The organism is Neptunomonas sp. XY-337, from assembly GCF_004959845.1.
GTDB lineage: Bacteria > Pseudomonadota > Gammaproteobacteria > Pseudomonadales > Balneatricaceae > Neptunomonas > Neptunomonas marina.
In genome coordinates, this window is the sequence record NZ_SPLL01000004.1 from 83,269 (window position 1) to 96,563 (window position 13,295).

The 13,295-nt window shown below is 52.3% G+C and carries 15 protein-coding genes; 8 read left to right on the forward strand and 7 right to left on the reverse strand.

Going from position 1 to position 13,295, the window contains the following annotated elements:
- Positions 1–61 precede the first annotated feature (61 nt).
- Both E4L36_RS10355 and E4L36_RS10360 read right to left on the reverse strand, forming a co-directional pair.
- A complete protein-coding gene (locus E4L36_RS10355) occupies positions 62–1,231 on the reverse strand; it encodes a PilT/PilU family type 4a pilus ATPase (RefSeq protein ID WP_136680551.1) in 1,170 nt (389 codons plus the stop codon).
- Between the two features lie 42 nt (positions 1,232–1,273).
- Positions 1,274–2,308, reverse strand: a complete 1,035-nt coding sequence (locus E4L36_RS10360; protein ID WP_127693388.1) for a type IV pilus twitching motility protein PilT — start codon at positions 2,306–2,308, stop codon at positions 1,274–1,276.
- Positions 2,309–2,391: 83 nt separating this feature from the next.
- Between E4L36_RS10360 and E4L36_RS10365 the strand changes: the two genes are divergently transcribed.
- From E4L36_RS10365 to hemW, 8 genes are all read left to right on the forward strand, one after another.
- Positions 2,392–3,087 (forward strand): YggS family pyridoxal phosphate-dependent enzyme, encoded by a 696-nt coding sequence (locus tag E4L36_RS10365; protein WP_136680552.1) that lies wholly within the window; start codon positions 2,392–2,394, stop codon positions 3,085–3,087.
- Between the two features lie 32 nt (positions 3,088–3,119).
- Positions 3,120–3,947, forward strand: a complete 828-nt coding sequence (gene proC, locus E4L36_RS10370) for a pyrroline-5-carboxylate reductase (RefSeq protein ID WP_136680553.1) — start codon at positions 3,120–3,122, stop codon at positions 3,945–3,947.
- Positions 3,948–4,022: 75 nt separating this feature from the next.
- Positions 4,023–4,571, forward strand: coding sequence for a YggT family protein (locus E4L36_RS10375; protein ID WP_136680554.1), 549 nt, complete (start codon positions 4,023–4,025; stop codon positions 4,569–4,571).
- A gap of 328 nt (positions 4,572–4,899) precedes the next feature.
- Positions 4,900–6,060 (forward strand): homoserine O-acetyltransferase, encoded by a 1,161-nt coding sequence (locus tag E4L36_RS10380; RefSeq protein WP_127693392.1) that lies wholly within the window; start codon positions 4,900–4,902, stop codon positions 6,058–6,060.
- On the forward strand, positions 6,060–6,650 hold the full coding sequence (metW, locus tag E4L36_RS10385) for a methionine biosynthesis protein MetW (protein WP_127693393.1): 591 nt from the start codon (positions 6,060–6,062) through the stop codon (positions 6,648–6,650). Before E4L36_RS10380 ends, metW begins: the two co-directional genes overlap by 1 nt.
- A 17-nt stretch (positions 6,651–6,667) precedes the next feature.
- Positions 6,668–7,099 carry a DUF4426 domain-containing protein gene (locus E4L36_RS10390; RefSeq protein ID WP_136680555.1) on the forward strand — a complete coding sequence of 144 codons (432 nt, stop codon included), beginning with the start codon at positions 6,668–6,670 and terminating at the stop codon, positions 7,097–7,099.
- Positions 7,100–7,101: 2 nt separating this feature from the next.
- Positions 7,102–7,713 (forward strand): RdgB/HAM1 family non-canonical purine NTP pyrophosphatase, encoded by a 612-nt coding sequence (rdgB, locus tag E4L36_RS10395; protein WP_127693395.1) that lies wholly within the window; start codon positions 7,102–7,104, stop codon positions 7,711–7,713.
- A gap of 5 nt (positions 7,714–7,718) precedes the next feature.
- Complete coding sequence (gene hemW, locus E4L36_RS10400; RefSeq protein WP_136680556.1) at positions 7,719–8,852, forward strand: radical SAM family heme chaperone HemW; 1,134 nt, start codon at positions 7,719–7,721, stop codon at positions 8,850–8,852.
- 15 nt (positions 8,853–8,867) lie between these two features.
- On the opposite strand, the gene E4L36_RS10405 is transcribed toward hemW, so the two are convergent.
- The 5 genes from E4L36_RS10405 to lysA are packed head-to-tail and all read right to left on the reverse strand — an operon-like array spanning position 8,868 to position 13,290.
- On the reverse strand, positions 8,868–9,587 hold the full coding sequence (locus E4L36_RS10405) for an HAD family hydrolase (RefSeq protein WP_136680557.1): 720 nt from the start codon (positions 9,585–9,587) through the stop codon (positions 8,868–8,870).
- Positions 9,580–10,500: a tyrosine recombinase XerC gene (gene xerC / locus E4L36_RS10410; protein WP_136680558.1), complete on the reverse strand. Its 921-nt coding sequence runs from the start codon at positions 10,498–10,500 to the stop codon at positions 9,580–9,582. The genes E4L36_RS10405 and xerC overlap by 8 nt, the downstream gene beginning before the upstream one ends.
- Before the next feature lie 3 nt (positions 10,501–10,503).
- Entirely contained in the window at positions 10,504–11,196 is a 693-nt protein-coding gene (locus E4L36_RS10415; protein WP_127693399.1) for a DUF484 family protein, read from the reverse strand.
- Complete coding sequence (dapF, locus tag E4L36_RS10420; protein ID WP_127693400.1) at positions 11,193–12,026, reverse strand: diaminopimelate epimerase; 834 nt, start codon at positions 12,024–12,026, stop codon at positions 11,193–11,195. The genes E4L36_RS10415 and dapF overlap by 4 nt, the downstream gene beginning before the upstream one ends.
- A 10-nt stretch (positions 12,027–12,036) precedes the next feature.
- Positions 12,037–13,290: a diaminopimelate decarboxylase gene (lysA, locus tag E4L36_RS10425; protein WP_136680559.1), complete on the reverse strand. Its 1,254-nt coding sequence runs from the start codon at positions 13,288–13,290 to the stop codon at positions 12,037–12,039.
- Positions 13,291–13,295 lie beyond the last annotated feature (5 nt).

A 13,295-nucleotide genomic window follows, 5' to 3' on the forward strand; every position in this document is an offset into this window, starting at 1 on the left:
ACACGCCGTGAACAGTACTAAAAAAGCCGCCTGATTAGGCGGCTTTTTACATTCAAGCTTGTTACATTTTGTGGATATCTAAATCGCCCTCAATGTTCAAGCTATCCTCTTCATCTTGCAGGAAGAGGCTATCCGAAGACTCAAAGCCTTTCGCTAACTCAGGGTTGGTCTCTGCGCTCAGCTTGATCATCAAGCGTAGATCGTTCGCAGAATCCGCATGAGCCAGCGCCGTTTCGTAAGTAATCGCACCCTCTTTATACAGCTCAAACAGCGCTTGATCGAAGGTTTGCATACCCAAGTTCGTTGACTTCTTGATCACGTCCTTGATCTCATGCACTTCACCCTTACGAATAAGATCTTGGATCAACGGTGTGCAGATCATCACCTCAATGGCAGCACGGCGCCCTTTACCATCGGTAGTCGGCAATAGTTGTTGTGCAACAATCGCTTTTAGGTTGAGCGATAACTCCATCCAGAGCTGATCATGATGCTCAGGCGGGAAGAAGCTGATAATCCGGTCCAACGCTTGGTTGGCATTGTTGGCGTGCAACGTCGCCAAACAGAGGTGGCCTGTTTCAGCAAACGTCAAACCGTAACCCATCAAGTCTCGAGTACGAATCTCGCCCATCAAGATCACATCTGGCGCTTGGCGCAAGGTATTACGTAGCGCCACCTCGAACGAATCGGTATCCAAGCCGACCTCACGCTGCGTGATGATCGACTCTTTGTGCTCGTGGATATACTCGATTGGGTCTTCGATGGTGATGATGTGGCCGCGGCTGTTGCGGTTACGATAATCGATCAACGATGCCAACGAGGTGGATTTACCCGTTGAAGTTCCCCCTACGAATAGGATTAAACCACGTTTCGTCATGGCTAGATCTTTCATGACCGGTGGTAGGTTTAGCTCTTCAAAACCCGGAATCGTCATGTTAATCCGACGCAGCACCATGCCCGATGAGTTGCGCTGTAAATAGGCACTCACACGAAAACGACCAAGCCCAGGAGCACTAATAGCAAAATTGCACTCATTCGTCGCTTCGTACTCGGCGATCTGCTTATCGTTCATGGTTGAATAGACCAAGGAACGTGCCTGAGACGGTTTCAGCGGCTCTTTGGTTAATGGCTTTAACGTGCCATCGACTTTAATGCTAGGGCGAGCGCCTGCGGTAATAAATAGATCAGACGCTCCGCGCTCCACCATCACTTTCAGTAGCTGGGTAAACTCCACTGTTATACTCTCCTCATCGCCAGCTCGACTGCGTTGTTATAGTTAGAAACCTTGCGGGTTCTTCGCTTTTTCGCGAGCCGCTTCTTTGGTGATCATACCCTTTTGCAGTAGTTCGGTCAGGGACTGATCAAGGGTTTTCATACCAAAGGCTGCACCGGTCTGAATCGCCGAGTACATCTGGGCGACTTTATCTTCACGAATTAGGTTTCGAATAGCAGGGGTACCACACATAATCTCGTGCGCCGCACAACGGCCACCACCCACTTTCTTAAGCAGCGTCTGTGAAATAACACCCTGTAGTGACTCTGATAACATCGAGCGCACCATATCTTTCTCGGCTGCTGGGAATACATCGATAATACGGTCGATGGTTTTAGCCGCCGATGTGGTGTGCAACGTGCCAAAAACAAGATGACCAGTTTCGGCTGCCGTTAGCGCGAGACTAATGGTTTCTAAGTCACGCATCTCACCGACGAGGATCACGTCAGGGTCTTCACGCAACGCCGAGCGCAATGCATTAGAGAAGCTCTGGGTATCGCGGTGCACCTCCCGCTGGTTCACAAGGCATTTTTTACTCTCGTGCACAAATTCAATCGGGTCTTCAATCGTGAGAATGTGATCTGAGCGGTTATCATTGATAAAGTCGATCATAGCCGCCAACGTGGTACTTTTACCCGAGCCGGTTGGCCCTGTTACCAGCACTAAGCCGCGCGGTTTCAAAGAGAGATCCTGAAACACCTTGCCCATCCCCAACTGCTCCATAGAGAGCACCTTGCTTGGAATGGTACGGAAAACGGCAGCGGCTCCGCGGTTTTGGTTAAATGCGTTCACACGAAAACGCGCCAGCCCCGGTACTTCAAACGAAAAGTCAGCCTCTAACGTATCTTCAAAATCTTTTCGGGTTTTGTCATTCATGATGTCGTAGATCAGCGAGTGCACCTGCTTGTGCTCTAGCGCTGGCAACTTGATACGGCGTACATCGCCATCAACACGAATCATCGGTGGCATACCTGCGGTGATATGCAGGTCGGATGCTCCCTGCTGAACTGTAAAAGAGAGGAGTTCTGTAATATCCATAATGCAAATACTCAGGGCTTACTTTAAGTCGGCAGTTACTTCAGAATAGGAGAACCTATTGTGACTAACCAGTGTAAAAACATATGACTAGCATAGCAGAGAAGTATCGGCATGTTTGCCAGCAGATTGAGCAGGCAGCGACACAAGCGCACCGCTCTCCTGATGAGGTGTTGCTGCTTGCCGTCAGTAAGACGCGATCATCCGCAGAAGTGCGCGCGTTACATCAGCTTGGCCAGCGGGATTTTGGTGAGAACTACTTGCAAGAAGCGCTCGATAAAATCGATGCGCTCAACGATCAAGCGATCGTCTGGCACTTTATCGGCCCCATTCAATCCAATAAGACGCGTCCCATTGCTGAGCGTTTCGCTTGGGTGCACAGCGTTGATCGGGAGAAGATCGCTCGTCGGCTATCGGAGCAACGTCCAGCAGACACGGCGCCGCTAAATATCTGTCTTCAGGTGAATATCAGCGAAGAGGTGAGTAAATCTGGTTGCCTGCCTAGCGAGTTACCCGCGCTGATTGATGCGGTCAAAGCATTACCCGGTATTAGACTACGCGGCTTGATGGCGATTCCTGCTGCCACGGATGATCCAGCCGAGCAGCGAGCAGCTCTTCATGCGATGCAACAGCTATTTCAAGCGGCTAAAACACAGGTGCCTGGCCTGGACACCCTATCGATGGGGATGTCTGGCGATATGGAGGAAGCGGTCGCGCAAGGTGCGACCATCGTCCGTATCGGTACAGCGTTATTTGGCCCGCGTAACTATGCGAATAACTAATACCTGCAACGAACCAACATAAGGACACTATCGTGACTCAATTTCCAACACTTGCTTTTATCGGTGCAGGTAACATGGCCCGCGCTATTATCGGCGGCCTGCTCAACAATGGTTATCCAGCAGAGAAGATTTGGGCATGTGAACCGCAAGCCGAACGGCTCCAAGACTTGGCTGATCAAGGCTTACAGGTCACCACCGACAACAACCAAGCCGTCGCGCAGGTTGATATCGTGGTGCTCGCCGTTAAGCCACAAATACTCAAGCCGGTCTGTACTGACCTTGCCGCTAGCGCAGCGCAAAACCGCCCCCTATTTATCTCTGTGGCCGCCGGGATTACATCAGACAGTATTAACCAGTGGTTAGGCGGCGAACACGCTATTGTGCGCTGCATGCCCAACACCCCTGCCCTTGTGCAGATGGGGGCGAATGGTCTGTGTGCGAATAGCGCTGTTACAGCGGAGCAAAAAGCTCAAGCTGAGAAAGTCATTAGCGCAACGGGTATTGCACTCTGGGTGGATGATGAAGAACATTTACATGCCATTACCGCTGTCTCTGGCTCTGGCCCGGCGTACTACTTCCTCTTTATGGAAGCGATGATCGCTGCGGGTACAAAGATGGGACTCACCCCCGAAGTAGCCACACAGCTGACGCTGCAAACTGCGCGGGGTGCAGCTGAGATGGCGTTCCAAAGCGATGTACCGCCAGCGGAGCTACGCCGCCGCGTGACATCACCTAACGGCACAACCGAGCAAGCGATTCTTTCGTTTCAAGCGAACCAATTGGAAGCCGACGTCGAGACAGCGATGCAAGCCTGCTATGCCCGCTCTGAGGAGATGGCCAAGGAGTTAGGCGAGGCTTGATTGGCGGTGCCATCGCCCCAATAAAGCCACTATACTGCTGATGATATTAACCTTACGAAAGGACTGGTCCTGACTATGGAACAAGATCCGCTAGCATTGATTCTCCGCACCATTGGAGATCTGTACATCTTTATTCTAACGTTCCGCTTTCTCTTGCAGTTAGCGCGTGCCGACTACTACAACCCGATCTCCCAGTCTGTGGTTCGCCTGACAGCCGTGCCTCTAGCACCGTTGCAGCGTCTACTGCCCAAAATTGGGCGGATGGATATTTCACCGCTGGTACTCGCGTTTGTCCTCAAGTTTGGTTTGAGCATGGCTTTGATTGCGATGCATCAAGGCGGCATTCAAGTAGATATCATCACCTTGCTGGTCGTCACGGCTGCAAGCCTGCTCAACAGTGTGCTTACACTCTACTTCTGGGCGGTTTTAGCCTCCGTCATTATTAGCTGGGTGGCACCTGGCAGTTATCACCCAGCGCCGCAAATTATCCAGCAGCTCACCGAGCCTCTGTTTAAGTTAGCGCAGAAAGTGATTCCACCGCTTGGCGGCCTAGATCTCTCACCTATCTTGATCTTCTTGGCGATTCAGATCATTCAGGCGCAACTGGCACCTTTCGTGATTTAATACTCAATAGCGAGGAGAGCCCTCTCCTCGCTATTATCTAATACCTTGGTCTTCGATACCGCTTAGATAGGGTCATCCATAGTTGGAAAGGCTGCGGGACATCTTTTAGAATACCTCCATACTCGACGCATACCGACACCGGTTGGTGTGCGGGCTACGCCAAAGCCTTCATCTTGGCCCTTAAACTATTGGAGTTTACCCACATTGTTCGCACGCGACTTAAACCACCGTCTTGCCAAGCTCTTCTGGCTCGTGCTGCTTCTCTATGAGATGTGATGCTCACCGTTATACAAGCCCCATCACTTTGTAACTTTCGGAGCACCAAACAATGTCGACTTACCCCGAAGATTCCGTTGGCTTAGTAGCGCCACAACAACTTGAATTTGATACCCCGTTAGAGCTCGCCTGTGGCCGCACATTAGAGCGCTACACCTTAATGGTAGAAACCTACGGTGAACTCAACGCCGATGCCTCAAACGCCGTACTGATCTGCCATGCATTAACGGGCCACCATCATGTGGCGGGCTTTTACGAAGGCGACCGCAAGCCGGGCTGGTGGGACTCTGCAGTAGGCCCGGGCAAACCGATCGATACCAACAAATTCTTTGTAGTTGGGCTGAACAATTTAGGCGGCTGTCACGGCTCAAGCGGACCGCAAGAGATCAACCCCGCAACAGGTGAACCCTTTGGCCCCGACTTCCCACTGATGACGGTACCAGATTGGGTTGAGAGCCAAGCCCGCCTAGCCGATAGACTCGGTGTCCAACAGTGGGCTGCGGTGATTGGCGGTAGTTTAGGTGGCATGCAAGCACTTGAGTGGTCGATCCGTTTCCCTGAACGTCTACGCCACTGCGTTGTGATCGCGTCAGCACCCAAGTTATCGGCACAGAATATCGCGTTTAATGAGGTCGCACGTCAGGCGATCTCTAAAGACCCTGCTTTTCACGATGGGCACTATTATGCGCAAGGTGATGTACCAAAAACGGGCTTGATGCTGGCACGGATGGTGGGCCACATCACCTACCTTTCCGATGACGGGATGCGCGAAAAGTTTGGCCGTGAGATGAAAGCCGGCAAACTTAGCTTCGATTTCAATCCGCAGTTTGAGGTGGAGTCCTATTTACAATATCAGGGCGAGCGCTTCTCTACCGCCTTCGACGCCAACACCTACCTGTTGATGACCAAAGCGCTCGACTACTTTGATCCTGCGGCAGAGTACGGCGATGATCTGGCAACAGCGCTGCAACGTGCGCAAGCAAAATTCATGATCATCTCCTTCTCCACGGACTGGCGCTTTTCGCCTGAACGGTCGCGCGAGATTGTCGACGCGCTCGTCAAAGCTGACCAATCCGTTTGCTACGCCGAGGTCGACTCGCCTCAGGGGCATGATGCCTTTTTGATCCCAATTCCTCGTTATATGGATACCTTCCGCGCCTACATGCAACGTATCGCCGATGATATTCCTCGCTCGACAACAGGAGATGTGTAATGCGCGCCGATCTTGAGATTATCCAAGAGTGGATCCAACCCCATACTCGCCTCCTCGATCTCGGTTGTGGTGACGGCGAGCTGCTACGCCACCTGACCGAACATCGCCAAGTCACAGGGTACGGCATCGAAAACGATCACGACAATATCACCGCGTGCATCCGCAAAGGCGTGAATGTCATCGAGAAGGATATCGACGAAGGCCTCGCCTCCATTGAGGATAACAGCTTCGATACCGTTGTTATGACACAGGCCCTGCAGGTGATGCATCGTCCTGATCAAACCATCGACGAGATGCTGCGTATCGGTAAGGAATGTATCGTCACCTTCCCAAACTTCGGCCACTGGCGGGCGCGAGGCTACCTTGCCTTTCGCGGTTTAATGCCGGTTTCCAAGTTTCTACCCTACACATGGTACGACACACCGAATATCCATTTTTGTACCTTTAAAGACTTCGAGCGTCTCTGTGTTGAGCGTAATATCGACATCCTAAATCGAACTGTTGTCGATAATGCGCATCAACATAGTTGGTGGACCAATTTATGGCCCAATATGCTCGGTGAGATCGCGATCTATCGCATCACACGCTAATACCTAGGGGGTGTTCCATGAAAATACTACGTTCACTACTACTGCTAATGGCGTTTGCGCCGGTGGCAATGGCAGAACAGTTGCTAGAAAACGATAAATACATCGTTCATTACAACGCATTCAACAGCACCGTGGTCGCACCAGAGGTTGCACAACGCCACGGTCTTAAGCGCAGCCGCTACAGCGCGATGCTCAATGTTGCCGTATTTGAGAAAACCGACGCAGGGCAAAAGGCGATTCCAGCAACGATCTCTGGAAAAGTACAAAACTTGATCCAGCAATCACAAACACTCGCTTTCAAACCCATAAAAGAGGGCGACGCCCTTTACTACATTGGCAGCTTTAACTTCGGCAATGAAGAGGTGCTCCATGTCACCTTGGATGTGCGCCCAGAGGGTGCGAAGTCGGACGTAAAAATTCGCTTTGATCAAAAATTTTATACGGACTAACGATGAGTAAAACCATAGTCTTGGCCAGCGGTAATGCCGGTAAACTACAGGAGTTTGGCGAGATCCTGAGCGAGTTCGCCTTTACAGTCAAACCCCAGCGGGCATTTGACGTCAGCGATGCCGATGAAACAGGCCTTACCTTTGTTGAGAACGCCATCCTCAAGGCCCGTCATGCTTGCGAAGCGACAGGTCTGCCCGCGCTAGCAGACGACTCAGGCCTTGAAGTTGACGCGTTGAACGGCGCACCCGGTATCTATTCGGCGCGTTTTGCGCGACTCACCAACGAGGGCAGTGGCGATGGCGACAACAACGCTAAGCTGCTGCGCTCGCTGGAAGGGTTACCGCACGAAGAGCGCAGTGCACGCTATCGTTGCGTACTGGTGTTTATGCGCCATAAAGATGACCCCATGCCGCTGATCTGCCAAGGCACACTCGAGGGCTTTATCGGTACCGCGCCAGAGGGTGATAACGGCTTTGGCTACGACCCACTGTTTCGATTGCCTGAACTCGATAAAACCGCGGCTCAGCTCACACCCGCTGAGAAGCACGCCATTAGCCACCGCGGCCAAGCGGTTGCGCAGTTCATCGATCAGATCGGCCAGTACCTACGATAACCGCCATGTCCATACCGCTCTCTCTTTACGTACACATCCCATGGTGTGTGCGTAAATGCCCCTATTGTGATTTCAACTCCCACGCCGTCCGCGATGAGCTGCCTGAAGCCGCATATATCGATACAGTTTTGGCAGATCTGCGCCACGAGGCACGCTGGGCACAGGGCCGCGAGATCCAATCGATCTTTATTGGAGGCGGTACACCTAGCCTGTTTTCAGCGCAAAGCATCGCCAACCTGCTCGATAGCGCCAACCGCATCGTACCGTTCGCCAGCGATATCGAAATTACGATGGAAGCAAACCCCGGCACCTTCGAGCAAGATAAGTTTGCGGGCTTTTTAGCGGCGGGCGTCAACCGGCTTTCTATCGGGGTACAGAGTTTTAACACCCACCACTTAAAAGCACTGGGGCGCATCCATAGCGGGCAAGAGGCAGAGCGGGCGATTGCCGCCGCTCACCAGTTAGGCTTCAAGCGCCTGAATATCGATCTTATGCATGGCTTGCCCGATCAAACACCACAGCAAGCACTGGCGGATCTCGAGCAAGGCCTCGCACTGGGGCCTGACCACCTCTCTTGGTACCAGCTAACGATTGAGCCAAATACTGAGTTTTATCAGCGCCCTCCGCAGATCCCAGAAGACGATGCCCTTTGGGAGATACAGCAGCAAGGGCAAGCGCGTATCCGCGCAGCAGGCTTCACACAATACGAAGTCTCGGCTTACGCTAAAGCACCAACGACGCGGGCTCGCCATAATCTGAACTACTGGGAGTTTGGTGATTACATCGGTATCGGTGCCGGTGCACACGGTAAGGTCACGGACCTTAGCACCCATGAGATCCACCGCCGCTGGAAGCAGCGCTCACCAAAAGCTTACATGACTCATATCGACCCACTCGGCGGTAGCCGCATCCTCGCACCCGACGAGTTACCCTTTGAGTTTATGATGAACGCACTACGCCTTATTGATGGCGTACCAACGGAGCGCTTTCATGAACGCACCGGGCAACCTATTGAGATGATGGCCGCGGTGCTCCAGCAAGCCAGAGAAAAAGGTCTGCTGCATCCCAACAGGCTGCAAGCCACACCGCAAGGCCAGCTGTTCTTAAACGACTTGCTGGCACTCTTCTTAGACGTGTAGTTTTTAGACGAGCCGTTATAAACGCGCGCGCTTGCATGCCGCTATTTTATCCACAGCACCAACCAGCTGATCTAAGCTCGTGACCGTTGCATCTGGAGCCACATTTTCACGCCACGGCTGTTGATAAAGATTTACCCACACACCCCATAATCCGGCGCTTTTGGCACCCAGCACATCATGCTGTGGATTATCACCAATGTGGATAACATTTTCCGGCTTGAGCTTGGTATGGTGCAACATCGCAGTGAATATCTTCGCATCAGGCTTTTCCACACCCACGTGATCCGCACTAAACTGGAAGTCTAAATAGGATGATAGCCCGGTTCTGTGGATATCTGCATTGCCATTGGTGATCGCACCTAACTGGTATCCTGCGGTTTTTAAATCAGCGAGCGCTTTAAGTGCATGCTCAAAAAAGACCACATTCTGGCGGGCACGTAAAAATACATCGAACGCCGCATCGCTCAGCTCTGCCACTTGTTGCTCGGAATAGCCCGCTTGGGTCAGACCTAGCTTCAATACCGCCTTACGAATACGCGTGACGCTATAACTAATCTCTGGCTCTGCCGCCAACGCTTGCTGGCGCAACGTGCCGAGATCACGCAGCGTAAACTGCTGATGAAATAGCGGAGCGTTCTCGTAGAGCCAGTCGAATAACGTCTGATTGGCTGCTTTAACAACGGGATCAACCGCCCATAAGGTGTCATCTAGATCGAAAGTGATGCACTTAATCATCTTGCTTCTTTGCTCGTGGATGGGCAGATTCATACACCGACATAAGATGCTGGAAGTCGAGATGTGTATAAACTTGCGTTGTGGATATATCTTCGTGACCCAGCAACTCTTGTACGGCTCGTAAGTCTCCGCTGGACTCCAACATATGGCTGGCAAAACTATGTCTGAGCCTATGTGGATAAACCTTCCCTTCGGTATGCATACGCTTTGCCCAGTAATCAAACCGTTGCTGTACACTGCGCGTACTTAAGCGTCGCCCCTGCTTAGAGAGAAACAACGCCTCCTCATCCAGCGGTGCCGATTGCGCACGGTACTTCACCCACACACGCAGCGCCTCTAATGCAACGCGCCCAATGGGTAACATACGCGTTTTATTGCCCTTGCCGGTAACCACTAAGCTAGCGCCAGGAAAGTCGATATCGTAGAGGTTAAGGCTCACTAACTCAGATACCCGCAACCCCGACGAATACACCAGTTCTAGCATCGCTTTATCGCGTGCCGATAGCGCATCCGTAACCGCAAACGAGAGCAGGCCGTTAAGCTGATCCACATCGAGCGTTTGGGGCAAATGGCGCTGGGCTTTCGGCGCTTTTACCCCAGCTGCGGGGTTGTGCGTGACACACTTTTCCGCAATGAGGAACTGGTAGAAGGTGCGAATTGCCGAGAGATGGCGCTGGATACTTTTAGCCGCGAGTTCGTCACGATGTAACTCGGCAACGAAGCCGCGAATGTGTTTATCCTCTACCTCTTGCCAAGCGGTAAGACGCCAATCGGCGATAAAGGCGCAGAACTTATCGAGATCGCGCCCGTAACTTGCGCAGGTGTTGGCTGCTAAGCCACGCTCAGTAGCTAAGAACTGCAAAAACGCCTGCACCGACTCATTTAGTAAATCGAAGAAGCGCTGATTGAGCATCGTTTACGATAGCTCCTCATGCAAGATGCGGCTGACAACGCGGCTCAATACCTCACCCACATAACTTAGGAACATCGTCCCTAAGCTGCTATGAAAGTAGCTAGGGTTGGTACTGCCAATCGCCAGTACACCGATAGTTTCACCTTTAACCAGCGGCACCACTGCTGCTGAGCCGACCTCAGGTGCATTATCAGTAAATAGGAAGCGGTTCTCGATCGGTTGTAACTGTCCGCAGGTGGGGAAGTTACTCTTGATCAAAGGCTCGATCACTCCCGCTGTATCACGGGGCAGCACGCGCAAGTTATTCACATCTAGCGAGCGATCATTAAACAGCAACACGGCAATATGGTCGCCCGCAAAGTCTTGGCAAAGGCTCTCTTCCAACGCCACCATCAGCTCATCAAGCGTTAGCGCATCCAACAATGACAGCACCATACGCTCCGTTTTTTGTAGCTGCATATCATTGTGACGGGCGATCTCGAGTAGGTCCGAGAGGTTGATCGTCAGCTGTTGGTTCCGGTCGCGCAGCATCGTGGCTTGACGCTCAACCAAGGAGGTCGCAGGTCCGCTGTCGTGAGGTACATGCAGTACCTCTAACAACGTTTGATGATCATTAAAAAAGTCGGGATGGCTCGCGAGATAATCAGCAACCTGTTTGGCGCTGACTCCATTCGCGGGTTGCTGAGTATCACTCATAGGAAGATCTGTCCTTCAAATACTGTGGTTGCTGGGCCGGTCATGATGACGGCGTCGTGCGCCTCGCCCGACCAGCTAATTTCAAGATCACCGCCCAACAGGTGTAGCGTGACCGTTTCGTCTAGTAGGCCACGCAAACGGCCTGCCACCATCGCAGCACACGCGCCGGTACCGCACGCTTTCGTTTCACCGACTCCGCGCTCAAAAACACGTAGCTTTGCTTCGCGGCGCGAGATCACTTCTAGGAAGCCGATATTCGCTTTAGCTGGGAAGCGTTCATGGGGCTCTAGCAATGCACCGAGTTTATCCACCGGTGCGTTATCCACATCATCAACCACGAGCACACCATGCGGGTTACCCATCGACACGGCCGTGATATCTAAGGTTTGATTATCCACATCGATGGGATAAGTCGCTGCAAACTGCTCCGCCACAAAAGGCACCTGAGCCGGTTCCAACACCGGCGCGCCCATATCAACCTCAACCATGCGCTGCTCACGCAGTTTCAATACCGCTTTGCCGTTGGCCGTTTCAACCGCGATCTCATCTTTGCTACTGAGGCGCTTATCGCGGACAAAGCGAGCGAAACAGCGCGCGCCATTGCCACAGTTTTCAACTTCAGAGCCATCGGCATTAAAGATCCGGTAGCGAAAGTCCACATCGGGATCACTAGGCGGCTCAACTAACAGCATCTGGTCAAAACCCACACCAAAATTACGATCACCTAATTTCTTAACGATCTCTGGCGTGATTTTGATACGTTGCGTAACGAGGTCGATAACAACAAAGTCATTACCTAAGCCATGCATTTTGGTAAAGCGAACAAGCATGTAGCCCCCCTTACTCAGCAGGCAGCAGCTTTTCGCCGCGCATCAAATCCTGATAGGTTTCGCGTGCACGCACTTCAAAAACCTGATTGTCATCAACCATGACCTCAGCTGCACGCAGGCGTGTATTGTAGTTGGATGCCATCACAAAGCCGTACGCACCCGCGGAGCATACTGCTAGCAGGTCACCGGCTTCGATGTTGAGATCACGATCTTTACCAAGGAAGTCGCCAGTCTCACATACTGGGCCAACAACATCATAGCTACGCGTCTCGCCCGCTTCGCGCACTGAGCAAGGGATGATCTCTTGATATGCGCTATACAGAGAGGGACGAATCAGGTCATTCATTGCACCGTCAACAATTGCGAAGCTCTTGCCTTCGTTGAGCTTCAAAAACTCAACCTGTGTCAGCATGACACCGGCATTAGCAGCAATTGAGCGGCCCGGCTCAAAGATCAGGCCAAGCTCGCGCCCAGACATCTTCTCAAGCACCGCTTCGATATAGCTTTGTGCCGATGGTGGTTGTTCATCGGTGTAGCACACACCCAAGCCGCCGCCCATATCCAAATGGCGCAAAGTAATACCCTGCTCCGCAAGGCGATCCACCAATGCCAACAGGCGATCCAGTGCATCCATAAAGGGCGCAACTTCCGTTAGTTGGCTACCGATATGGCAGTCCATGCCCACCACATTGACGTGCTCCATCTGCGCCGCGCGCTGATAGATACGCTGCGCATCTGCAATAGCAATACCGAACTTGTTCTCTTTCAGGCCGGTCGAGATATAGGGATGCGTACCCGCATCAACATCTGGATTCACTCGGAAGGAGATATCTGCAACACTGCCGTGCTCGCCAGCCACTTGATTCACACGCTCAAGCTCAGCTTCAGACTCAATGTTGAAGCAGTGAATACCCACATCAAGGGCACGGCGGATCTCGTGAGCTTGCTTACCCACACCCGAGAACACCACTTTACTTGGATCACCACCGGCACACAGTACCCGCTCAAGCTCACCCAGCGATACAATATCGAACCCTGCACCTAGACGTGCCAGCACGTTCAAAACCGCTAAGTTGCTATTGGCTTTCACTGCATAGCAGATCAGCGCGTTATGCCCCTCAAGGGCGGTCGCATAACTCAAATAGGCACGCTCTAGTGCATCGCGGGAGTATACATAAACCGGGGTGCCGAACTCGTCAGCGATACGCTCAAGCGCTACATCTTCGCAATGCAAACGACCATTGCGGTACTCAAAACTGTCCATCTTTT

Bases quoted from the DNA above. Each gene is read 5' to 3' on its own strand.
- dapF (WP_127693400.1), bottom strand. From the start codon at position 12,026: ATGCTTGTTCGCTTTACCAAAATGCATGGCTTAGGTAATGACTTTGTT.
- E4L36_RS10380 (WP_127693392.1), top strand. From the start codon at position 4,900: ATGTCGACTTACCCCGAAGATTCCGTTGGCTTAGTAGCGCCACAACAA.
- E4L36_RS10390 (WP_136680555.1), top strand. From the start codon at position 6,668: ATGAAAATACTACGTTCACTACTACTGCTAATGGCGTTTGCGCCGGTG.
- rdgB (WP_127693395.1), top strand. From the start codon at position 7,102: ATGAGTAAAACCATAGTCTTGGCCAGCGGTAATGCCGGTAAACTACAG.
- metW (WP_127693393.1), top strand. From the start codon at position 6,060: ATGCGCGCCGATCTTGAGATTATCCAAGAGTGGATCCAACCCCATACT.
- E4L36_RS10365 (WP_136680552.1), top strand. From the start codon at position 2,392: ATGACTAGCATAGCAGAGAAGTATCGGCATGTTTGCCAGCAGATTGAG.
- lysA (WP_136680559.1), bottom strand. From the start codon at position 13,290: ATGGACAGTTTTGAGTACCGCAATGGTCGTTTGCATTGCGAAGATGTA.
- E4L36_RS10405 (WP_136680557.1), bottom strand. From the start codon at position 9,587: ATGATTAAGTGCATCACTTTCGATCTAGATGACACCTTATGGGCGGTT.
- E4L36_RS10415 (WP_127693399.1), bottom strand. From the start codon at position 11,196: ATGAGTGATACTCAGCAACCCGCGAATGGAGTCAGCGCCAAACAGGTT.
- hemW (WP_136680556.1), top strand. From the start codon at position 7,719: ATGTCCATACCGCTCTCTCTTTACGTACACATCCCATGGTGTGTGCGT.
- E4L36_RS10375 (WP_136680554.1), top strand. From the start codon at position 4,023: ATGGAACAAGATCCGCTAGCATTGATTCTCCGCACCATTGGAGATCTG.
- E4L36_RS10360 (WP_127693388.1), bottom strand. From the start codon at position 2,308: ATGGATATTACAGAACTCCTCTCTTTTACAGTTCAGCAGGGAGCATCC.
- xerC (WP_136680558.1), bottom strand. From the start codon at position 10,500: ATGCTCAATCAGCGCTTCTTCGATTTACTAAATGAGTCGGTGCAGGCG.